Origin of the sequence: Mesorhizobium sp. B2-1-8 (assembly GCF_006442545.2) — a bacterium.
GTDB lineage: Bacteria > Pseudomonadota > Alphaproteobacteria > Rhizobiales > Rhizobiaceae > Mesorhizobium.
The window spans coordinates 5,215,556-5,236,404 of record NZ_CP083952.1 but is presented as its reverse complement, the minus strand read 5'-3'; the positions used below and the strand labels follow the sequence as shown (position 1 = coordinate 5,236,404).

Genomic DNA, 20,849 nt, shown 5'->3' with positions numbered 1-20,849 from the left:
AATGGCCAGCTCCTTTGCCGGAAGACGACATCCCACGGCCTTCCAGAGGGCGATCGGCGCGCCGGTCGGTCCGGATTGGCAATGGCTGCGCCCGGTTATTTTCCGGCGCGCCGCAGAGCGCGCGTTCCATCGCGAACAAAATAGCCGGGCTTCGCCATCCTCCACTTCCGTTCCGGCCCTGCGCTGGCGCTGCGGGTGCAGATCCGGACCGTCCGTCGCCGTCGTCGCCATGAAGGCCGCGATGGACGCGACCGATCCCGGAAAGGAAGGCACATGAACGACCACCATGATACGGACTTCGAACCGCCGCACGCGTCATCGCCGACCGACCACGTCCTTCACGAACTACAACTTTACGGCTACCGTCCCTTCGAAGACGAACCCGATCCGCGCCCGCTCCCCGAGGGCCACGTCATCACTGCCAGCATCGCCGACATCTTCGACGCCCTCGTGGTGGCGATGGCCGACACACGCCTCGAACCCGACCTCGAGGAACTGCTCTGGGGCACGGTCAACCTATTCCATCGCGCAACCAACCGGATCGAACGCCAACTCGACGACAACGAACTCTCACAGCGGCGCCTGCAGCGCGAACAGGATGGATCCGAGGTCAAGTCCGTCGAACTTGAACGGCTCACCGCCCAAGGTCAGACGCTCCTCGAAACCCGCATTGCCTTCGAGCTGATGCGCGACCAGGCCGCCGAGCATTTCGAGCGACACACCCATTCGATCTGGCGGCCGCGTTCGGGCTCCATGGTCAGCCACCGCAATCTCACCGCGTCAATGATCGACAGCCGCGATTTCCTGGCCGCCAAGAAATTTGCTGACAGCCAGGCGCTCGTGCCTCCTGGGCCGAAGGTCGCCTTCACCGGTGGGCTCGACTTCAATGACCATCGCCTCATCTGGGCCAAACTCGATCAGATACACGCCAAGCATCCGGGCATGGTTCTGGTCCACGGCGGATCACCCAGGGGTGCCGAGTTGATCGCCGCCAAATGGGCTCACAATCGCAAGGTGCCACAGATCGCCTTCAAGCCTGACTGGACCAGGCACGCCAAGGCCGCCCCCTTCAAGCGCAACGACGCAATTCTCGACACGATGCCAATCGGCGTCGTTCATTTTCCAGGCACGGGCATTCAGGACAACCTCGCCGACAAGGCGCGCGGGCTCGGCATCCCGGTTATGAAATTCGGCGCCACTTGAGGGGTCGCGTCCTGCCAACCCCGCACGAGCCTTACCCGTCCGACTGAGCGCCCCGAGACAAGGTCTGGCGATGGCCCTTCCCGGCATGGCTGCGATGAATGCGAACTCTTGAGCTTGGAATTTCGTCTCGCCGGCTGGAAGCGGGGATCGCTCCCCGTGTTCATGGGCGCGATTCCTTGGTCCGGACCGAAGGCCTGACGCCATCAACCCGTAAAGGGTCGGACTACGCAAAGCGTGCCGCCGTTTCGGCTGCGCCTGCACGGTGATCGCGGCCCTCGGCCGGACACATCGGGCGCCTGTCACGCGGGGAGCGATCCCCGCTTCCAAACAGGAGCCGGATCGATGTCACTTGCAGAAGCCAACGCCTTCGCCTTCAGCCTCGCTACCAGCTTGATGGTCAGCATTGTCATCTTCCGCGCCGGCGATGGCACGCTCACCGTCGTGCCGGCGGACGAATATGACGGCGATACCTCGGAGATCGTCGGTGAAATCGACCCCTACGCGAGGTGAACCGGCGTGACCTCGCGGCTGCGGGAGACGTTGCATTGCGCTTCATGCCGCAATGTAGAACTCAGGGAGATGAGACTCCGCCAACATCCGCGCTGTTAGCCACCCCAAAACAGCTAAGTGAGTCGCGCCCTCGTCGTCCTGGGCGTGGCCAGGAGAAGGCTGGTTTCGCTGCCGGTAATGCCGGGGATCAGCCTGATGCGGCGCAGCACCGCATCGAAATCGGTCAGCGAGGCGGTGCCGAGTTCGACCACAAGGTCCCAGCGGCCGTTGGTGGTGTGAACGGTGGAGACCTCGGGAAAGCCGCCGAGCGCCCTGATGACGCGATCCGCGGCATGGCCCTCGATCTCGATCATCATGACGCCGCGCATCCGCTGGTCGACCGCATCGGCGCGCAGCACTACCGTATAGCCGATGATCTCGCCCGATCTTTCGAGCCGCTCCATGCGCGCCCGCACCGTCGCGCGCGAGACGCCCAGATCGACCGCGAGATCGGAAATGCTGCGCCGCGCATCATGCCGCAGCAGCGTCACCAGCCGTTCGTCCAACGCATCCATGATTGTCCATTTCGATCAAGTCATATGCGCAATACGGTAGATTGCTCTTGCCGAAATGCCAATTCTTCCTGTTCAAACCGCCAGGCAGCGGTGGTTCAATTGTCCAATCAATCGCGAGGGCGGAAAGAAATCATGCGCTGCAGGATCGTTGGCGCGCCGGTACAGGACGGTGCGGGCAGGATGGGATGCGAGATGGGGCCGAGCGCGCTGCGCACGGCGGGGCTGGTCTCAGTGCTGGCCGATCTTGGCCATGAGGTCGAGGACTGGGGCGCGGTCGAGAAGGCCGTGGCCCGCCCGGTGGCCCATGGTAACCTCGCGCTGAAGGCGCTGCCCGAGATTTCCGCCTGGACGGCGGCGATCGCCGAGACCGCCTATGCGGCTTCGCGCGACGCCATGCCGATCTTCCTTGGCGGCGACCACTCGATCTCCGCCGGCACCGTCTCCGGCGTGGCGCGCCGCGCCGCCGAGCGCCGCCGGCCGCTCTTCGTGCTGTGGCTCGACGCCCATCCCGATTTCCACACGCTCGACACCACCACCAGCGGCAATCTGCATGGCGTGCCACTCGCCTATGCGAGCGGGCAGGCGGGCTTCAAGGGCTATTTCCCGGATCTGCCTGAAGTCGTCGACCCGGCCCGCATCTGCGCCATCGGCCTGCGCAGCGTCGATCCGGCCGAGCGCCGCGCGATCACTGAAGCCGGCGTCACCGTGCACGACATGCGCGCCATCGACGAGTACGGCATCGCGCCGCTGCTGCGCGCCTTCCTGGCCCGCGTCGAGAATGAGAACGGCCTCCTGCATCTCAGCCTCGATGTCGATTTCCTCGACCCTTCGATCGCGCCGGCCGTCGGCACCACCGTTCCCGGCGGCGCCACTTTCCGCGAGGCGCATCTGGTGATGGAGATGCTGTCCGACAGCGGCCTGGTCTCCAGCCTCGACCTGGTCGAATTGAACCCGTTCCTCGACGAGCGCGGCCGCACCGCGACCCTGATGGTCGACCTCACCGCCAGCCTGATGGGCCGCCGCATTATGGACCGCCCGACCCGCAGCCATTCCGGGAGCCTCTGACCATGAGCCAGCCTTCGCGCCTTGCCATCGTCCCTTTCGTCAGCGTCGACCGCATGATGAAGCTGGTGCACGCCATCGGCGTCGAGCGCTTCCTCACCGAGCTCGCCGCCTATATCGAGAAGGATTTCCGCCGCTGGGAGCTGTTCGACAAGACGCCGCGCATCGCCTCGCACAGCCATGACGGCGTCATCGAGCTGATGCCGACCAGCGACGGCCGGCTCTACGGCTTCAAATATGTCAACGGCCATCCGAAGAACATGCGCGAGGGCCGCCAGACGGTCACCGCCTTCGGCGTGCTCGCCGATGTCGGCTCCGGATATCCGATGCTGCTCACTGAAATGACGATCCTGACGGCGCTGCGCACCGCGGCCACCTCTGCCCTCGCGGCCAAATATCTGGCGCCTAAGGGATCGCGCGTCATGGCCATCATCGGCAACGGTGCCCAGTCCGAATTCCAAGCCATCGCCTTCAAGGCGCTCACCGGCATCGACCGGCTGCGGCTTTACGACATCGACCGCCAGGCTTCGGAAAAATGCGCCCGCAACCTCGCCGGCAAGGGTTTCGACATCACCATCTGTTCGACCGGACAGGATGCGGTGGAAGGCGTCGACATCATCACCACGGTGACGGCCGACAAGCAGTACGCCACCATTCTCACCGACAACATGGTCGGCACCGGCGTCCACATCAACGCGGTCGGCGGCGACTGCCCCGGCAAGACCGAGTTGCATCGCGACATCCTGCTGCGCTCCGACATCTTCGTCGAGTTCCCGCCGCAGACGCGCGTCGAGGGCGAGATCCAGCAGCTCGACGCCGACCATCCGGTGACCGAGCTGTGGCAGGTGATGACCGGCCAGGCTGAGGGCCGCAAGGCGCCCGAACAGATCACGCTGTTCGATTCCGTCGGCTTCGCCACCGAGGATTTTTCGGCGCTGCGCTATGTCCGCGACCAGCTCCAGGCGACCGGCCTCTACGAGGAGCTCGACCTGCTCGCCGATCCCGACGAGCCGCGCGACCTGTTCGGCATGCTGCTCAGAGCAGCGATGCAGCCGGCGGCTTGAGCAGCGTCCTATAGGCAAGGTCAATCGCTCGCTCGGTGGTAGGGCCAGCTTCGTCGATTTATTGCCGCTCAAGCCGCCCATCGTCATCTCCTAATGCCGGCTTGATCAAAGAGCGGCTTGATCGCAACGGGCGACGAGATCGCAGAGATTGCGGCGAGGCGCTCGGCGCGTCACTGGCAAATGCGACTAGGAGGCCTGGAAGCTTCCCGTGGTTGATGCCGATCGCGCTCACGTGGCTTTCTCTCTGAAGTCGGACTCAAGGCAGCCTTATCTCCTCGCCCAATCCTGTCGTTACGAGCAACACCGATAGCGGTCTCTTCGATTGGTGTTTCTGGTCTGAAGGACAGCTTCGCCTCGGTCGCCTGTGACGCAACGGCACATCGCGACTTTCTTCCCCTGCCGGCTGCGCCGTCATTCCTCGCGCAACAACAAAGTCGCTCCCGTGCCGTCCTCCGCTTCGCTTCGGCCCTTGGTGCGCCGGCGATCGCCTTCGGCCTTGCGACCACCATCGAGACCGCAATGGTGCGGCTCGAAGCAGACAGGATCAAGGAGAACTATCATGGCTACCATCGGCACCTTCAAGAAGTCCGGCAACAACGAGTTCACCGGCGAAATCGTCACCCTCAGCGTCCAGGCCCGAGGCGTCCGCATTGTCCCCGAAACCCGCGCCAACGGCGAAAACGCCCCCAGCCACCGCGTCTTCGTCGGCCGTGCCGAGATAGGCGCCGCCTGGTCCAAGCAGTCCAACGAGGGCCGCGACTATCTCGGCCTCAAGCTCGACGATCCGAGCTTCACCGCCCCGATCTTCGCCAACCTCTTCAATGACGAGGACGGTGAGGGCTTCAGCCTGATCTGGTCCCGCCCAACCCGCCGCAACGCGGAATAGGGACCCCCATCAGAGGTTCCGCCCGGACCGTCCGGGCGGAACCTCACCCGCCAAATCAAAGCCGCGGAGACCCGGGCGGCGGCGATGCCGGCATAGCATCGTGTGATGCTCTCGTAGCGGCTCCGCAGCCACCGTGACATCTGTAAGAATTGTGTTTTACGTCTCGCCGGTGGGGGAGTGCACATCATGATTGAGCCGTTCGACGACACCGCGCCAACGGGCGACGAACTCACCGACTACGATCGCCGCCACATCAAGCTCTACATGCGCTTGTTTGACGCCGACGCCGACGGCGCCGATTGGCGCGAGGTGGTCAGGATCCTCTTCGGGATCGATCCGAAAGAGGAGCCGCGGCGCGCGCGACAGGTTCATGACAGCCATCTGGCGCGGGCGCGCTGGATGACCAGAACCGGCTACCGCCATCTCCTGCGCAAGACCGACACCTAGGGAACACCGACACCTAGGGAACATTGTCGCCCGGGTGATGCTGAAAAAGCATCACGCGATGCCTCTCCAGAGTCTTCCGCTAATCGCAATCGCCCGGAATCGATTCAGGCACGACTTGCAGCCTGATGAGGACCGCACGATGAAGCCGGATACGTCGCGTTGGCGGGACAACACCAGCTACGACTTCTTCGACAGCTTACCAGTCGAAGGGCTGGCCTGGGAGTGTCTGCGCCGTTGGAATTCGTATCAACGGTTCTACGTGGCGCTGGCCCGTTCGGGAGCAGAGACGCAGCCGTTTCCAACAGAAGCGCAGAAACGCTGGGGGTTGCGATTTCGCAGCTCGCCCCGACCTGTCCGCATTGATGCAAGACGTTCTGTGGTCGCCTCTTGCCGACCCCGCGGTGCTGGCCCTGGTGCCTTCACCGGATTTCCTGTCATCCGACCCTCCCATGGCGCTCACAGGGATCAGTGCTCGCCATGACAGTCCGCAGGGGTCGCACGCCATCCATGACAACTACATCGCAACACAGCTTCTCCTCTTTCCAGGCGGCGAAGCGAGTTGTCCCCGCGCGGCTTTGATACCGCTGGATTCCGAGACCTTGGGGCGGGTCGAGGCTCTGGTCCGTTTCTGGCGCGGCTATAGCAGGCGGCCTGTGCCACGCGATACGCGAATGACTGTTCAGCAGAGGCGCCGTCTGCGCTTGATGATGCGGGCCGCCGACGGTAGCACGAACGGCGCCAGCTATCGTGAAATCGCGAGCGCTTTCTATGGGATGGGGCGTGTTGCCTCCAATCCCTGGAAAACCTCGTCGCTTCGCAGCGCCGTGATCGGTCTGGTCAAGGGCGGAAAAGCCATGATCGCCGGCGGCTATCTGCAATTGCTGCGCCATCGCAAGCGCTCATAGCGCTCTCGGGGGTGGGAATATTGCGCCCCCCGATCGTCCCCATCCCCTGCGAAGCCGCCCTTCCGCCACAGTGGTCGCCGCCCACCGCTGAACACCAGCGGTTCTCAAAACCCTACGGAGGCTCGATACATGCGACCAGACCTAGCCGTTTTGCCGCCGCGCTTTCTGCGCACCAAGGAAGCTGCCGACTTCCTCAGCCTGTCGTCCCGCACGCTTGAGAAACACCGTACTTACGGCACCGGTCCTGGCTATCGCAAGCTCGGCGGCCGTGTCGTCTACGCCGTGGACGATCTCCAGGCCTGGGCTGAGCGCGGCGCGGTGACCTCCACTTCGGACCCACGCGGATCTGTGCTTCCGGCCAAGCGCCATCCATCAGCGGCGCCAACGCCTGCCGGACGGTTTGGGCGCTGACCTGAGCCGGCGCGAAGGCGCCGCGGGTCCACCACGCCGGCATCACTTCAGCAACCGCATCACGCGGCTCTTCCCCGCGAAATCAGGAGACAGCCAAATGGGCCCTGTCGTCGACTTCCGTTCAGGCCGATCGGTGATCAGCGCGATCGACGAAGACGGCTTGACCCACGTCGAATTGACGTGGGTCGAGAAGAAGATCGAGTACTGGATCCGCTTCGGTTCGGTCGCCCAGGAGAAGATTCTCGACCGCCACCGGCGCATTGTCTCGTTTCATTCTGGCACCGTTTTTGCCTTCGTTCGCTGGGCCGCGAACGACTTCGGGACGATCATTTCCCGCATCGACATCGTGCGCGCTGTTGCCGAAGGCGAAGCACACCAGACGCTGCCTTTCGTGCGACCTGGCGGCGACATCCTGCTCAGGTCTGAGGGCTGGCCCAGGGTGGAGCGGGTGTTGCAGATGATCGATGGCATCGAGCAACTCGGCATCGATCCGGAAGCGGTCTCGACTGATCACTGGCGCCATGTCCACAACCGATTGACTGCGGGACAGGAGCCACGCGCCTATACGTTGGATCTTCACCGCGCCCACTTGCTCCGGCGGCGGGTCCAGCCATGACGCGGCCCGCAATCTTCCTCGCGACGGTGCTGGCGACGACGGCCATGCTCTGTCCCGCGTTCACCGCGGTGTCGCCAAGGCTCATCTGGAACGCTTCAGCCAGCACGCCAATCGGCCTGTACATGATCGAAGGCGGGGTGCCGCTTTCGGCGAACGATCTCGTTGCCGTTGAGCCGCCCGAACCGCTCGCAACATTGCTTGCCGACCGTGGCTATTTGCCGAAGGACGTGCCGCTCATCAAGCACATCCTTGCGGTTTCAGGCCAAACCGTGTGCCGGAGAGAGCTGGTCATTTCAGTCGATGGCACCGACGTCGGTATGGCGCTCAAACGCGATCGCGCCGGTCGCGATCTGCCGGATTGGCATGGCTGCCGGCGCATTCCCGTCGGCGCCGTTTTCCTGATGAACAGCCATGTCCGCGACAGCTTCGACGGACGCTATTTCGGCCTCCTTCCCACCGATCACATCATCGGCCGCGCGGTTCCGCTGTGGACGGACGAGCAGAACGACGGCCGCTTCCAATGGCGTGCGCCAGCGCGGTGAGCGCGCCACTGGCGGTGCCCTCGGTGCCGTCTGATCGTCGCCGCGACAACAAAGACAGGAGACAAGAAATGCCACAGATCGGCGAGTTCATCAGCCATCAGACCGGGTATTCGGGACGAATCCGCACGCTCAGCCTGAACCTCGAGATTGCGATCGTCGCGGCCGAAGCGAACGAGACAGACAATGCGCCCGACTATCGTGTGCACGCCGGTGGCGAAGACGGCATAGCAATCGGCGCCGGTTGGAAACACTCCAGCGAAAAGGCGGGAGAGTTCATATCGCTGCAGATAGACGACCCGACTTTCGCGCAGCCCATCCGCGCCTATCTGTTCCAAAACGGCGCTGACAAAAAATCTTGGTCTTTGCAGTGGTCGCGTCTGCGTGACCGCGTCGAGAAGGACTAGGCGATGTTGGCGCGCCGTCGGCCGACGAGCCAATTGCGAACGCCTGTGTTGACTCGCGCTATCCGACGTTCAGCTCTGTTAGTGCTTGCCGGGCTCTGCTTCAACTGCGTCGTTCCCGCAATTGCACCGGCGCACAGCCCGCCAGTCGCCACGTCGACGGCGCGCGGTCCCTACGAGACCCACATAGCGGAAGCGGCGCGCCGCTTCCGCCTTCCAGCGGCCTGGATCCGTGCCGTGCTTGGCGCCGAGAGCGCCGGCGATCAACGCGCCACATCGCGCAAGGGTGCCATGGGTCTGATGCAGATTGTGCCCAACACCTGGTCCGACCTGCGCGCACGGTATCGCCTTGGCCGCGATCCCTACGATCCGCACGACAACATCATCGCGGGCTCGGCCTATATCCGCGAGTTGGTTGATCGCTATGGATCGCCCGGCTGGATTGCTGCGTATAATGCCGGCCCAGGCCGCTACGAGGCGTCGCTGCGGGGCAGGTGGCTGCCTCGCGAGACGCGTGCTTACGTTGCCGTCGTTGCATCCGCCATACTCAACGACGGTGCACCGAAAGCTCTCAGTCCGGCAGCCACAGCGCAGCACGGCTGGAAGGACGCTCCGCTCTTCGCCGTGCAGCCTGTCAGCAAGCCGGACGATGGTTCGATGCAGCTGGAGCGTTCCCGCAATGATCCTTCGAAGGCTGTGCCTACAGAAGGATTGGCTGACGCTACGCCGCGATCGACCGGTCTGTTCGCGCCGCAAGCGAGCGAAAGGTCCGCGCAGTGAGCTTCCTCAACGCGCCTCGCACCATTTTGTGCTCCAGAGTGCCATGGCGTGCGGGGAGGGGAGATGCAGGCAACACGACCGAGGGATGGCTAGATAAAAGCCCGCACATTGTGCACCGGCCGGTCGGTTGTTTTTGGGGGATTTTCAAGTGCCATGCGCACATTGCGACCGTTCGGCGCAATGTGCATCGAACGCCCAACACTTTGTATCCTCATCCTCTTTTCCACGTTGCAGGATAGCGGCATGGCCGATGAGCGCGAGCTTCGCATTCGACCCGGACGCATTCGTTCCAACCGCGGTCAAGCTGCGAGACCGTTCATCGCACAGGCACTGGCTGCGGCGAAGAAGGCCGGTGGAAGCATCTCCCGCAGCGGTCAAATCAGTCCTGGCAATCGATCCCGCTTCGGCCGAGGCCGGATCGCCAACGTCCAGGCCAACCGTTTGTTGACCGGCCGCTCGCGCGTGACAGTAATCAAGACCCGGGTGGTTCGTCACTCCGCACGCTCCGTGCCGCTGACCGCGCATCTCAGCTACCTGCGGCGCGAGGGCGTGACCCGTGAGAGGGAACAGCCCCGCATGTTCGGCCCCGAGACCGATGACGCGAACGTCAAGGAATTTGCCGAGCGCTGCGATGGCGATCGCCACCATTTCCGCTTCATCGTCTCGCCGGAGGACGCCACGGAAATGGCTGATCTCAAATCCTTCAGCCGCGACCTGATGAGGCAGATGGAGAAGGATCTCGGCTCGAAGCTCGATTGGGTCGCGGCAGACCACTGGAACACCGACAATCCCCATATCCATGTCATCTTGCGTGGCCGCGCCGATGACGGGCGGGATCTGGTAATCTCACGCGACTATATCAAGGAAGGCATGCGCGCGCGCGCTGCCGATCTCGTTACGCAGGAACTTGGGCCGCGTTCCGATCTCGACATCCGCCGCAATTTGCAGCGGCAGATCGAAGCCGAACGCTGGACCCAGCTTGACCGGCAGCTGCTCCGCGACCTTTCCCACACCGGCTTCATCAATCTTGCCCCATATGCTCATAGGCCACCCGACGAGTATCACGTGCAGAAGATCGGCCGCCTGCGCAAGCTCCAAGCCCTTGGACTTGCCGATCAGCTCTCGCCAGGCCAATGGGTGATTGACGAACGGGCCGAGACGACTTTGCGTGAGCTCGGCGAGCGCGGCGACATCATAAAGCGAATGCATCGCGCGTTGACCGAGCGCGGGATCGAGCGTGGTTCGGGCAATTATGTTTTGGCCGCCGAAAGCCTCGATACACCCATTGTCGGTAGGCTGCTCGATCGCGGTCTCGACGACGAGTTGAGCGGCACTGCTTATGCCGTGGTCGACAGCGTTGACGGACGCACGCACCACATCAGACTTGGCGATCTGGAGGCAACCGGCGACGGGCCGCCGGGGTCGATCGTCGAACTGCGCACGTTCGAGGATGCGAGAGGCCAGCGGCGGGTCGCGCTCGCCGTCCGCTCCGATCTTGGTGTGCAAGAACAAATCACGGCAACAGGAGCAACCTGGCTAGATCGCCAGGCCATCGCGCGCGAGCCTGCCGCCTTGAGCGCAGCCGGCTTCGGCGCCGAGGTTGATCAAGCCATGGAACAGCGGGCCGATTACCTGGCCGGCGAAGGCCTTGCGAAACGTCTCGGCGGGCGCGTCGTTTTCAGCCGCGACCTGATCGAGACGCTGCGCCGCAGGGAACTCGAACGGGTTGGTGAGAAACTTGCAGCCGAGACCGGCCAGCCCTTCAATCGCGCCGCCGGCGGTGACTATGTAGCGGGCGCCTATCGCCAGCGGATCGTCCTGGCCTCGGGCCGCTTCGCCATGCTCGACGACGGCCTCGGCTTCCAGCTCGTGCCGTGGACGCCCTCGCTCGAAAAGCATCTCGGCCAGCATGTCTCCGGTGTCGCTCGCGATGACGGCGGCATCGACTGGAACTTTGGTCGCAAAAGGGGACTCGGCCTCTAACGCATCCAAGAAAGGACCCTGCCATGTCCGCCACGAAAATCCTTTGGGGCCAGATACTCACTGTCTGCTTGATAGTGCTGTTGACGATCTGGACGGCGACGCAATGGACGGCATGGAGGCTGGGCTTCCAGGCCCAACTCGGTCCGCCCTGGTTCGAGTTCGCCGGTTGGCCCGTGTACTATCCACCCGCTCTGTTCTGGTGGTGGTATTTCTACGATGCCTACGCCGCTGACATCTTCGTGGAAGGCGGGTTGATTGCCGTGTCCGGCGGCTTCCTTTCGATCATTGTCGCGATCGCCATGTCGGTGTGGCGCGCACGCGAAGCCAAGAATGTCCAGACCTATGGTTCGGCGCGGTGGGCGGACAGGAAGGAGGTGGAGACTGCAGGGCTGCTCGGCGCCGACGGGGTGGTGCTCGGGCGCTATGACCGCCACTACCTCCGCCACGATGGGCCCGAGCATGTGCTGTGCTTCGCTCCGACCCGGTCGGGGAAGGGTGTCGGCCTGGTGGTGCCTTCGCTGCTAACCTGGCCGGGGTCGGCGATCGTCCACGACATCAAGGGTGAGAACTGGCAACTCACCGCCGGCTTCCGCGCCGTGCACGGTCGTGTGCTGCTTTTCGATCCGACCAATTCGAGATCGTCGGCCTACAATCCTCTCCTGGAAGTTCGCCGCGGCGAATGGGAGGTTCGCGACGTCCAGAACATTGCCGACATTCTGGTTGATCCGGAAGGCAGCCTTGAGAAGCGCAACCACTGGGAAAAGACCAGCCACGCGCTTTTGGTCGGCGCGATCCTTCACGTTCTTTACGCCGAGAAGGACAAGACCCTGGCCGGTGTCGCCGCCTTCCTCTCTGATCCGAAACGCCCGATTGAGACTACGCTGGCGGCAATGATGAAGACGCCTCTCGGCGAGGCGGGTCCACATCCGGTCATTGCGAGTGCGGCGCGCGAACTACTCAACAAATCCGACAACGAACGCTCCGGCGTGCTTTCCACCGCGATGTCCTTCCTCGGTCTCTACCGTGACCCCGTCGTGGCAGAGGTGACCCGGCGCTGCGACTGGCGGATCAGCGACATCGTGGGCGGCAAACAACCGGCAACGCTCTATCTTGTCGTGCCTCCCTCGGACATCAATCGGACCAAGCCGCTCATTCGTCTTATCCTCAACCAGATCGGGCGTCGCCTGACCGAGGACCTGCATACGAAGACCAGCCGTCACCGGTTGCTGCTCATGCTGGACGAGTTTCCGGCACTTGGCCGCCTCGACTTCTTCGAGTCGGCCTTGGCCTTCATGGCAGGCTACGGGCTGAAGAGCTTCCTCATCGCGCAGTCGCTGAACCAGATCGAGAAGGCCTACGGCCCGAACAACTCGATCCTCGACAACTGCCATGTTCGTGTGAGCTTTGCCACCAACGATGAACGGACAGCCAAGCGTGTGTCCGACGCGCTCGGTACGGCAACCGAAATGCGGGCGATGAAGAACTATGCCGGCCATCGGCTGTCGCCCTGGCTCGGACATCTCATGGTGTCGCGGCAGGAGACGGCCCGCCAGTTGCTGACCCCTGGAGAAATCATGCAGCTTGCCCCGACCGACGAGATCGTGATGGTGGCGGGCACTCCGCCGATCCGGGCGAAGAAGGCACGTTACTACGAAGATCCCCGTTTTCGGGACCGCGTCTTGCCGCCACCCGAACTGGCCCGATCCGAAAAGGGCGATCTTGACGACTGGACCCGATTGCCGGCCCCAACCAGCACAGAGGTTGCCGAAAGTGCAGGAACGCCCCCGCAGGACGACGGAGATCCAACGGAGTCCGAGCGGCGACTGCAACCCGAACTCAATCGTTCGCGTCCAGTAGAAAAAATGGCTCCGATCGACAATGAGTTCGAGGTCGAGCCGCCCGACGACAGCGACGACGACGAAGCTGTCCGCAATCGACGCCTGGCTCGCCTCATGCAGGGCGTGGCGCGGCAGGTTTCGCTCGATCCCGATGACGGCATGGATTTGTAGGCGCCATGACCAGTCGAAAGAAGAAAGTGCAGATCTCTGTCTATCTCGATCAGGCGGTCATGGGGATGCTTGCGGACTACGCGGCGCGGCGTGAACAGTCCCAGTCCATGATTGCGGAGGCCGCCATCGCGTCATTCCTGTCGCCGGATGCCGATGAGCGTCGCGAGGCGGCGATCGTCAAGCGCCTCGACCAGGTCGACAGGCGGGTCGCCCGGCAGGAGCGCGATATCGGCATCGCGGTCGAGACACTCGCCGTGTTCGTCCGCTTCTGGCTCGCGACCACGCCAGCCTTGCCGGAACCCGCCGCCCAGGCGGCCCGCGCCAAGGCGGCCGAACGCTACGAAGCCTTCGTCACGGCCTTGGGCAGGCGCCTGGCGAAGGGCCCGAAACTGCGCCAGGAGATTTCGGAGGACGTCAATCCGATCGACGACAATGGCATGCAATGAAGGGCGATGGGTGTCTTCGTCATCATCATGGCGGCCGGCACCGCGAAGGGCAACGTCGGCGACGATGCCGATGATGATGATCAGCACAACGATGAGCAAAGCTCGCAGCCGTGACGCCTTTGGTCATCGTCACGCCATCAACGCTGATTGTATCTACGTGGATCGAGGCGTTCGGTCGCTTTGCATTTCTTCTTTGCCGACTTGATCAACTTGCGTCAGCAAGCAAAAGCGCTCGCTTGCCTATTGCCGACCTGACTGACCCGACAAGCTGTTCGGGAAAGCCGCGCCGCAATTTGGAGATCACGGCCTCGGTCTGCTTCTCCGCGTTTGCGGCAATGTCTTCGAAAATCCTGCGCATGACGGGCGTCCCCACGCCCGCAATGTCAGCGGTCTGCATGAAGTGGCGGGGCATAATCTCATGCACCGAATAGTGCCGGCTCTTGCCGACTGACATTGCCAGCTTGAATTTCTTGCGGGGAATCTGTCCGGCATCAAGGCTGGGCTGCGCTGTCAGTACGTCGTAGAGGGGCGTCATGCGAAACCGTCCGCCAGGGCTGAGAAAGATACTGAAGTTCTTGGCATGGCCGTCGGTTGCGCCAATCAGCCAGAATATTATGCAAGCGCGCAAGAAGACGGCGATGTCGTCTTCAGGCGTGTCACTGCCCTTCAGAAGCTCGACAATCTGAGCGATGCCAGGACCGCCCTCGGACTGATATTTGCGCGTGGGCGGCACTGATAGCGCTTGGCAGATATCCTCCTGCGGCAGGCGCAGGAGGCGGCCGTCACGGGCCCACAGCCTGTCGAAGCGCTCGACGATCAGCGTGCGGCGCTCCCCGAAATCAGCGATCTCTGCCCGGGCCGCAGGAACGCCGAACGCCTCGAGCAGCTTGAGGCACAGATACTCGTTCTCAACGCTATTGGATAGGTCGATGCCGTTGGGCAACCGGCCGATCTGCGGTTTCAGGATGTGGGTGGTCGCGGCCGTGCCTATCGGCTTGAACCAGCGTCCGTCAGTGTGCAAGAGCGCCGTCTTTTCCTGGGCACCTGCGATCGAGATGCGGAAATCCTCGTCCTCGCCAAGACCGAGAGGAGCGGCAGCGAGGTTCTTGATCATCTCGGCGATCTCTCTGTTGCTGACCGGCTTGCCATCGCTGCTGCCGGTATTGCCGGGATCGATGCCATCGGGCAGAAACTGCAGCGCGCCGACGCAGTCATGACCGACGGCGGCGAGCATGCTGTAGGCGTCAGTGCCTTCCGCGCCGACGCGTTCGGCAACGCGCTTGCGGATGGCTTCATTGTCGGGAAGCAGGTTGTCGAAGACATTGATCACAGGCGCGCCGATATAGCGGTCCTCGCGCAAAGGGAGCGAGAGCGACACTGGGAAGGTGCTGCGCCAGTCCAGCCATTCGGCGGCGTATTGGAAGTCTATTGCGCCCGTCGGTTCTCTGCGCAGCACGCCCACCAGGCGCCCGTTCAGAAAGACGTTCAGCGGTGCGTGCACCGGCCGCCGCGCCATCAGAACAGATCCTCGATGTCAGCGGCGCTGCCTTTGCTGCGCGCGCGAACGACGAGCTCAAGATCGAGAGCGGAGAGAGCCGCCATCAACGTGCGGAGCTGCACCGCCGGCTCGCCGGCTTCGAGGCGGGACACCGTGCCTTGGCGCAGGTGGATCTGGTTGCCAAGCGCCCCTTGCGTGAGATCGGCTTGCCTGCGGGCGCGACGCAGGATGGCGCCGAGTTGCTTTTCATTGCGAGCGATCTGGTCGGTCATTGTAGCCTCCAAACACCTGCATACGCGATTGCGTATAAAATGTCAATATACGCGGTCGCGTCTAAAGCAAGAATATACGCGCTTCCGTATAAAATATGGATATACGCGATCGCGTATGGTGTTCGACAACGGCTCTCACGGAGCCACCTTGCGGCGGTCCCCTTGAATAGGAAGAATGAGCGAGGCGCGCGACAGCCGTTGTAGCCAGCCGGTCAAGGGTGGGCTTGGGTGTCCCACCCGCCCAACGGCTCATGCCTGTCGCCTCTCAACTCACCGACTCGACCGCAGAGGCGTTCTCAGGAGGGCGATAGCGGCACCGCCGTTCTCCTGTATTTGTACGCCACGCTACTACGGCGATGGAAACTTGTTGAACCGGCCCGATTTCTGGCTCTCTTGATCATCCCCGAGCGGGGACGGCCTGAGTGGTTCCCGACTGAAACGGGGACTTGGTCGTGGTTTCGCACAACAATTCCGAAGGTCGCGCGCGCAGTTCGCGCATGCTGCGCACAGCGCTCGGAGCCGAGATAACACGGCTCCTCGACGATCCCGCAGTCGTCGAAGTCATGCTGAACCCCGATGGCCGTATCTGGGTGGACCGCCTTGCGGAAGGTCTGGCCGAGACGGGAGAGGTGCTGTCCGCCGCCGATGGCGACCGCATCGTCCGTCTGGTCGCCCACCACGTCGGCGCGGAGGTGCATCCGCGCTCTCCGCGGGTCTCTGCTGAATTGCCCGAAACCGGAGAACGGTTCGAAGGACTTCTGCCGCCGGTCGTTGCCGCGCCAGCCTTCGCGATCCGCAAGCCCGCTGTCGCGATCTTCACACTCGAAGACTACGTCGCGGCAAGCATCATGACAGCCGACCAGGCGGCGACGCTGCGCGCTGCAGTTGCTGCCCGCGCGAACATCCTCGTCGCCGGCGGCACATCCACGGGCAAGACGACCCTGACCAATGCCTTGCTCGCCGAAGTCGCGAAGGGGGCCGATCGCGTCGTCATCATCGAGGACACGCGCGAACTCCAGTGCGCCGCACCCAACCTTGTCGCCATGCGGACCAAGGATGGTGTCGCCACGCTCTCCGATCTGGTCCGATCCTCAATGCGCCTGCGACCAGACCGCATCCCGATCGGCGAAGTGCGCGGCGCCGAAGCTCTCGACCTTCTGAAGGCATGGGGCACCGGGCACCCCGGCGGCATCGGCACCATCCACGCCGGATCCGGGATCGGGGCGCTGCGCCGTCTCGAGCAACTCATCCAGGAAGCCGTCGTCACTGTCCCGCGCGCGCTGATCGCCGAAACAATAGATTTAGTCGCTGTCCTGGCTGGACGTGGTCCCGCGCGGCGACTGACCGAACTCGCACGCATCGATGGGCTTGGACCCGACGGCGACTACCGCACCTCCCAAGCCACCCCGAACAACACAGGAGACAATTCATGATCCGCAAGCTTTCGCGCGAGCACCTGGCTACAGCGGCCACAAGCTTCATCGTCTTTCTCATGGCAGCCCCGGTCGCCAATGCCGCCGGTTCGTCGATGCCGTGGGAACAGCCGCTGGAGAAGATCCTTCAGTCGATCGAGGGCCCCGTCTCCAAGATCATTGCCGTGATCATTATCATCGTAACGGGACTGACCCTTGCCTTCGGTGATACGTCGGGGGGCTTTCGGCGGCTGATCCAGATCGTCTTTGGCCTGTCGATCGCCTTCGCGGCATCGAGCTTCTTCCTGTCGTTCTTCTCGTTCGGCGGCGGAGTTCTGATCTGATGGCAACCGCTTTCGAACAACTCGACGCGGTGCCCGGTTTCGTGGTTCCCGTTCACAGGGCACTGACCGAGCACATCCTGCTCGGTGGCGCGCCGCGCTCCATCGCAATTCTGAACGGCACACTGGCAGGCGCGGTTGGCCTTGGCCTGCGTCTGTGGCTGCTCGGTCTCATCATCTGGGCGCTTGGGCACTTCACGGCGGTGTGGGCTGCAAAACGTGATCCGCTGTTCGTGGAAGTCGGTCGCCGACATCTGCGCCTCCCCGCTCATCTATCGGTTTGAGGGTGCGGACATGATGAACCTTGCCGAGTATCGCCCCACCGTGAGCCGTCTTGCCGACTACCTGCCATGGGTTGCGCTCGTCGCACCGGGGGTGGTGCTGAACAAGGATGGGAGCTTTCAGCGAACCGCCAGGTTCCGTGGCCCGGATCTCGAGTCCGCTGTCGCGGCCGAACTGGTCGCGGTGGCCTCCCGTATCAACAACGCCGTCCGTCGCCTGGGTTCGGGTTGGAGCATCTTTGTCGAGGCGCAGCGGCACGAGGCAGCGATTTATCCCGAGAGCCAGTTTCCAGACCCGGCCTCTCGGCTGGTCGACGCCGAGCGCAAAGCCGAGTTCGAGGAGGAGGGGGTTCACTTCGTCTCCAGCTACTTCGTCAGCTTTCTATACCTGCCACCGGCGGAGGATGCGGCGCGCGCGGAAACGTGGCTATACGAGGGGCGCGAACAGTCCGGCATAGATGCCAACGAAATCCTGCGCGCTTTTGTCGACCGCACTGAGCGCGTGCTCTCCTTGCTCGACGGCTTCATGCCGGAATGCCGGTGGCTCGACGACAGCGAGACGCTGACCTACCTGCACTCGACTGTCTCGACGAACCGTCATCGGGTGCGCGTCCCGGAGACACCCATCTATCTCGATGCGCTGCTGGCCGACCAGCCGCTGACAGGCGGCCTTGAACCGCGCCTTGGCGACCAGCATCTTCGCGTGCTCACCATCATCGGCTTCCCGACCGCGACCACGCCGGGTCTGCTCGACGACCTCAACCGGCTCGCCTTTCCCTATCGCTGGTCGACGCGCGCAATCCTGCTCGACAAGACTGATGCTGCCAAGCTGCTGACGAGAATACGGCGGCAATGGTTCGCCAAACGCAAGTCCATTGCAGCGATCCTCAAGGAGGTCATGACGAACGAGGCTTCCGTGCTCGTGGACACCGACGCCGCCAACAAATCCGCCGACGCCGACATGGCTTTGCAGGAGCTCGGGGCCGACGTGGCGGGCATGGCCTATGTCACTGCGACCGTCACCGTCTGGGACGAAGATCCACGCGTGTCGCAAGAGAAACTGCGCCTTGTTGAGAAAGTCATCCAGGGTCGAGACTTCACGGCCATGGTCGAAACCGTCAATGCCGTCGACGCTTGGCTCGGCTCTTTGCCCGGACATGCTTATGCCAATGTCCGCCAGCCGCCCATCTCGACACTCAATCTCGCCCACATGATTCCCCTCTCTGCCGTGTGGGCGGGGCCGGAACGGGACGAGCACATCGGTGCGCCCCCCTTGCTCTACGGCAAGACCGAAGGCTCGACCCCGTTCCGGTTGTCCCTGCATGTCGGCGACGTCGGCCATACCCTCGTTGTCGGGCCAACCGGCGCTGGCAAGTCGGTGCTGCTCGCGCTGATGGCCCTGCAGTTCCGCCGTTATGCGCGAAGCCAAGTCTTTGCCTTCGATTTCGGCGGTTCGATCCGCGCCGCTACACTTGCCATGGGCGGCGACTGGCACGATCTCGGGGGCGAACTCACTGAAGGCACGGAAGCCTCGGTCTCCCTCCAACCACTTGCCCGCATACACGACACTTATGAACGCGCCTGGGCGGCCGACTGGGTCGTGGCAATCCTGGCTCGCGAGGGCGTTCCCATAACTCCAGATGCCAAGGAACATATCTGGACCGCCCTGACGTCGCTCGCCTCGGCGCCAGTCGAAGAGCGCACCATCACCGGCCTGAGCGTGCTGCTGCAGGCGAACGATCTGAAGCAAGCCCTCCGCTCCTATTGCATCGGGGGTCCCTACGGCCGGTTGCTCGATTCCGAGGCAGAACACCTTGGCGCGGCATCCGTGCAGGCGTTCGAGATCGAGGGTCTTGTCGGTACTGGAGCAGCACCTGCGGTTCTCTCCTACCTCTTCCACCGTATCGGTGACAGGCTCGACGGGCGACCGACTTTGCTCATCATCGACGAGGGCTGGCTCGCCCTTGACGATGAAGGTTTCGCCGGCCAGCTACGCGAATGGCTGAAGACGCTGCGCAAGAAAAACGCCAGTGTCATCTTTGCCACCCAGTCGCTGTCCGACATCGACAATTCGAACATCGCGCCTGCGATCATCGAGAGTTGCCCAACCCGGCTGCTGTTGCCCAACGAGCGCGCGATCGAGCCGCAGACTACAGCGATTTATCGCCGCTTCGGCCTCAACGACCGCCAGATAGAGATCCTGGCGCGGGCGACGCCGAAACGCGACTACTACTGCCAGTCCCGGCGTGGCAACCGCCTCTTCGAACTTGGCCTGTCCGAAGTTGGGCTAGCGCTTTGTGCCGCATCTTCAAAAACCGATCAGTCTCTGATCGCCCGCATCGCCGCCGAACACGGACGCGATGGCTTCCTCGCAGCCTGGTTGCGCGCCCGAAACGCCGGCTGGGCCGCTGACCTTATTCCCGACCTCTCCACTTCCGTAACGCAAGCTGAAAAGGAGCTCCAATCATGAATAGTCGTGGGAACCACGCGCGCGCAGTATTGCTGGCCGCCGCCGTATTCGCCTCACCGTTTGCGATCTCGCTGATGGCGACTGCGCCGGCACGGGCATTCATCGTCTTCGACCCGTCCAACTATTCGCAAAATGTGCTGACGGCGGCGCGATCGCTCCAGCAGATCACCAACCAGATCACCTCGCTGCAGAACCAAGCCCAGATGCTGATCAACCAGGGGCGTAATCTTGCGAGCCTGCCCTTCTCCTCCGTGCAGCAGTTGCAGCAATCGGTGCAGCGAACACAACAGCTCCTGAGCCAGGCGCGGAACATCGCCTTCGACGTCCAGCAGGTCGACAAGATCTTCCAGCAGCAATATGGCGGTGTCTCGCTCTCCGCGTCTGATGAACAACTCGTCACGGATGCGCGCTCGCGATGGCAGAATACTGTCGGCGGTCTTCAGGACGCCATGCGCGTGCAGGCGGGGGTCGTCGGAAACATCGACACCAATCGCACGCAGATGTCGGCGCTTGTCGGCGCCAGCCAATCAGCGGCCGGCGCGCTCCAGGCAACGCAGGCCGGCAACCAACTCCTCGCCCTTCAGGCCCAACAGCTCGCGGATCTCACTGCCGTTGTCGCGGCCAACGGTCGCGCCCAGGCACTGACCGAAGCCGAACGCGCCGCCGCCGCCGACCAGGGCCGCGAGCAGCGTCGCCGCTTCCTGATCCCCGGCTCTGGTTACCAGGCCGGCGATGCCAAGATGTTCAACCAGTGAG

The 20,849-nt window shown here is 63.3% G+C and carries 26 protein-coding genes; 22 read left to right on the top strand and 4 right to left on the bottom strand.

Annotation, left to right across the window (positions count from 1 at the left end; genetic code table 11):
* Position 1: 1 nt before the first annotated feature.
* The 3 genes from FJ970_RS25895 to FJ970_RS25885 all read left to right on the top strand — a co-directional run bounded on the left by FJ970_RS25895 (position 2) and on the right by FJ970_RS25885 (position 1,713).
* A complete protein-coding gene (locus FJ970_RS25895; protein WP_140765844.1) occupies positions 2-277 on the top strand; it encodes a hypothetical protein in 276 nt (91 codons plus the stop codon).
* Positions 274-1,203: a DUF2493 domain-containing protein gene (locus FJ970_RS25890; protein WP_140765842.1), complete on the top strand. Its 930-nt coding sequence runs from the start codon at positions 274-276 to the stop codon at positions 1,201-1,203. Before FJ970_RS25895 ends, FJ970_RS25890 begins: the two co-directional genes overlap by 4 nt.
* A 342-nt stretch (positions 1,204-1,545) precedes the next feature.
* On the top strand, positions 1,546-1,713 hold the full coding sequence (locus FJ970_RS25885) for a hypothetical protein (protein WP_181178855.1): 168 nt from the start codon (positions 1,546-1,548) through the stop codon (positions 1,711-1,713).
* Between the two features lie 113 nt (positions 1,714-1,826).
* Here FJ970_RS25885 and FJ970_RS25880 read toward each other — a convergent pair whose 3' ends face one another.
* Positions 1,827-2,267: an Lrp/AsnC family transcriptional regulator gene (locus FJ970_RS25880; RefSeq protein ID WP_140765945.1), complete on the bottom strand. Its 441-nt coding sequence runs from the start codon at positions 2,265-2,267 to the stop codon at positions 1,827-1,829.
* A gap of 132 nt (positions 2,268-2,399) precedes the next feature.
* Here FJ970_RS25880 and rocF point away from each other — a divergent pair, with 132 nt between their 5' ends.
* Positions 2,400-3,332, top strand: a complete 933-nt coding sequence (gene rocF, locus FJ970_RS25875; protein ID WP_140765943.1) for an arginase — start codon at positions 2,400-2,402, stop codon at positions 3,330-3,332.
* Positions 3,333-3,334: 2 nt separating this feature from the next.
* Positions 3,335-4,393: an ornithine cyclodeaminase gene (locus tag FJ970_RS25870; protein WP_227791911.1), complete on the top strand. Its 1,059-nt coding sequence runs from the start codon at positions 3,335-3,337 to the stop codon at positions 4,391-4,393.
* Between the two features lie 411 nt (positions 4,394-4,804).
* Here FJ970_RS25870 and FJ970_RS25865 read toward each other — a convergent pair whose 3' ends face one another.
* Positions 4,805-4,954, bottom strand: a complete 150-nt coding sequence (locus FJ970_RS25865; protein WP_181178824.1) for a hypothetical protein — start codon at positions 4,952-4,954, stop codon at positions 4,805-4,807.
* Here FJ970_RS25865 and FJ970_RS25860 point away from each other — a divergent pair.
* The 12 genes from FJ970_RS25860 to FJ970_RS25805 all read left to right on the top strand — a co-directional run bounded on the left by FJ970_RS25860 (position 4,953) and on the right by FJ970_RS25805 (position 13,819).
* Positions 4,953-5,279 (top strand): DUF736 domain-containing protein, encoded by a 327-nt coding sequence (locus FJ970_RS25860; protein ID WP_140765233.1) that lies wholly within the window; start codon positions 4,953-4,955, stop codon positions 5,277-5,279. The genes FJ970_RS25865 and FJ970_RS25860 overlap by 2 nt on opposite strands.
* Positions 5,280-5,465: 186 nt before the next feature.
* Positions 5,466-5,726 carry a DNA -binding domain-containing protein gene (locus FJ970_RS25855; protein WP_140765236.1) on the top strand — a complete coding sequence of 87 codons (261 nt, stop codon included), beginning with the start codon at positions 5,466-5,468 and terminating at the stop codon, positions 5,724-5,726.
* Between the two features lie 37 nt (positions 5,727-5,763).
* On the top strand, positions 5,764-6,207 hold the full coding sequence (locus FJ970_RS25850; RefSeq protein ID WP_321575744.1) for a transcriptional regulator domain-containing protein: 444 nt from the start codon (positions 5,764-5,766) through the stop codon (positions 6,205-6,207).
* A complete protein-coding gene (locus FJ970_RS25845; protein WP_140765238.1) occupies positions 6,089-6,631 on the top strand; it encodes a DUF2285 domain-containing protein in 543 nt (180 codons plus the stop codon). Before FJ970_RS25850 ends, FJ970_RS25845 begins: the two co-directional genes overlap by 119 nt.
* Before the next feature lie 129 nt (positions 6,632-6,760).
* On the top strand, positions 6,761-7,042 hold the full coding sequence (locus tag FJ970_RS25840) for a helix-turn-helix transcriptional regulator (RefSeq protein WP_140765240.1): 282 nt from the start codon (positions 6,761-6,763) through the stop codon (positions 7,040-7,042).
* A gap of 97 nt (positions 7,043-7,139) precedes the next feature.
* A complete protein-coding gene (locus FJ970_RS25835) occupies positions 7,140-7,658 on the top strand; it encodes a DUF2840 domain-containing protein (protein ID WP_140765242.1) in 519 nt (172 codons plus the stop codon).
* Positions 7,655-8,200 carry a S26 family signal peptidase gene (locus tag FJ970_RS25830; RefSeq protein WP_140765244.1) on the top strand — a complete coding sequence of 182 codons (546 nt, stop codon included), beginning with the start codon at positions 7,655-7,657 and terminating at the stop codon, positions 8,198-8,200. Before FJ970_RS25835 ends, FJ970_RS25830 begins: the two co-directional genes overlap by 4 nt.
* 68 nt (positions 8,201-8,268) lie before the next feature.
* Positions 8,269-8,604, top strand: coding sequence for a DUF736 domain-containing protein (locus FJ970_RS25825; protein WP_140765246.1), 336 nt, complete (start codon positions 8,269-8,271; stop codon positions 8,602-8,604).
* 81 nt (positions 8,605-8,685) lie between these two features.
* On the top strand, positions 8,686-9,381 hold the full coding sequence (locus FJ970_RS25820; RefSeq protein ID WP_227791910.1) for a lytic transglycosylase domain-containing protein: 696 nt from the start codon (positions 8,686-8,688) through the stop codon (positions 9,379-9,381).
* 243 nt (positions 9,382-9,624) lie between these two features.
* A complete protein-coding gene (locus tag FJ970_RS25815; RefSeq protein WP_140765250.1) occupies positions 9,625-11,364 on the top strand; it encodes a relaxase/mobilization nuclease domain-containing protein in 1,740 nt (579 codons plus the stop codon).
* 23 nt (positions 11,365-11,387) lie between these two features.
* Positions 11,388-13,373 carry a conjugal transfer protein TraG gene (locus FJ970_RS25810; protein WP_140765252.1) on the top strand — a complete coding sequence of 662 codons (1,986 nt, stop codon included), beginning with the start codon at positions 11,388-11,390 and terminating at the stop codon, positions 13,371-13,373.
* A gap of 5 nt (positions 13,374-13,378) precedes the next feature.
* A complete protein-coding gene (locus FJ970_RS25805) occupies positions 13,379-13,819 on the top strand; it encodes a CopG family transcriptional regulator (RefSeq protein ID WP_140765254.1) in 441 nt (146 codons plus the stop codon).
* 205 nt (positions 13,820-14,024) lie between these two features.
* On the opposite strand, the gene FJ970_RS25800 is transcribed toward FJ970_RS25805, so the two are convergent.
* Together FJ970_RS25800 and FJ970_RS25795 are read right to left on the bottom strand one after the other, a co-directional pair.
* On the bottom strand, positions 14,025-15,335 hold the full coding sequence (locus FJ970_RS25800) for a type II toxin-antitoxin system HipA family toxin (protein WP_140765256.1): 1,311 nt from the start codon (positions 15,333-15,335) through the stop codon (positions 14,025-14,027).
* Positions 15,335-15,589, bottom strand: a complete 255-nt coding sequence (locus tag FJ970_RS25795) for a helix-turn-helix domain-containing protein (protein WP_140765258.1) — start codon at positions 15,587-15,589, stop codon at positions 15,335-15,337. Before FJ970_RS25795 ends, FJ970_RS25800 begins: the two co-directional genes overlap by 1 nt.
* Positions 15,590-16,086: 497 nt before the next feature.
* On the opposite strand from FJ970_RS25795, the gene trbB reads away from it, so the two are divergent.
* Genes trbB through trbJ form a run of 5 tightly spaced genes read left to right on the top strand, consistent with a single transcriptional unit; the run spans position 16,087 to position 20,848 of the window.
* Positions 16,087-17,022 carry a P-type conjugative transfer ATPase TrbB gene (gene trbB, locus FJ970_RS25790; RefSeq protein ID WP_140765288.1) on the top strand — a complete coding sequence of 312 codons (936 nt, stop codon included), beginning with the start codon at positions 16,087-16,089 and terminating at the stop codon, positions 17,020-17,022.
* Positions 17,019-17,345, top strand: coding sequence for a TrbC/VirB2 family protein (locus FJ970_RS25785; RefSeq protein WP_140765260.1), 327 nt, complete (start codon positions 17,019-17,021; stop codon positions 17,343-17,345). The genes trbB and FJ970_RS25785 overlap by 4 nt, the downstream gene beginning before the upstream one ends.
* Entirely contained in the window at positions 17,345-17,626 is a 282-nt protein-coding gene (locus FJ970_RS25780) for a VirB3 family type IV secretion system protein (RefSeq protein WP_140765262.1), read from the top strand. The genes FJ970_RS25785 and FJ970_RS25780 overlap by 1 nt, the downstream gene beginning before the upstream one ends.
* Before the next feature lie 10 nt (positions 17,627-17,636).
* Entirely contained in the window at positions 17,637-20,093 is a 2,457-nt protein-coding gene (gene trbE, locus FJ970_RS25775) for a conjugal transfer protein TrbE (protein ID WP_140765264.1), read from the top strand.
* Positions 20,090-20,848, top strand: a complete 759-nt coding sequence (trbJ, locus tag FJ970_RS25770) for a P-type conjugative transfer protein TrbJ (protein WP_140765266.1) — start codon at positions 20,090-20,092, stop codon at positions 20,846-20,848. The genes trbE and trbJ overlap by 4 nt, the downstream gene beginning before the upstream one ends.
* Position 20,849 lies beyond the last annotated feature (1 nt).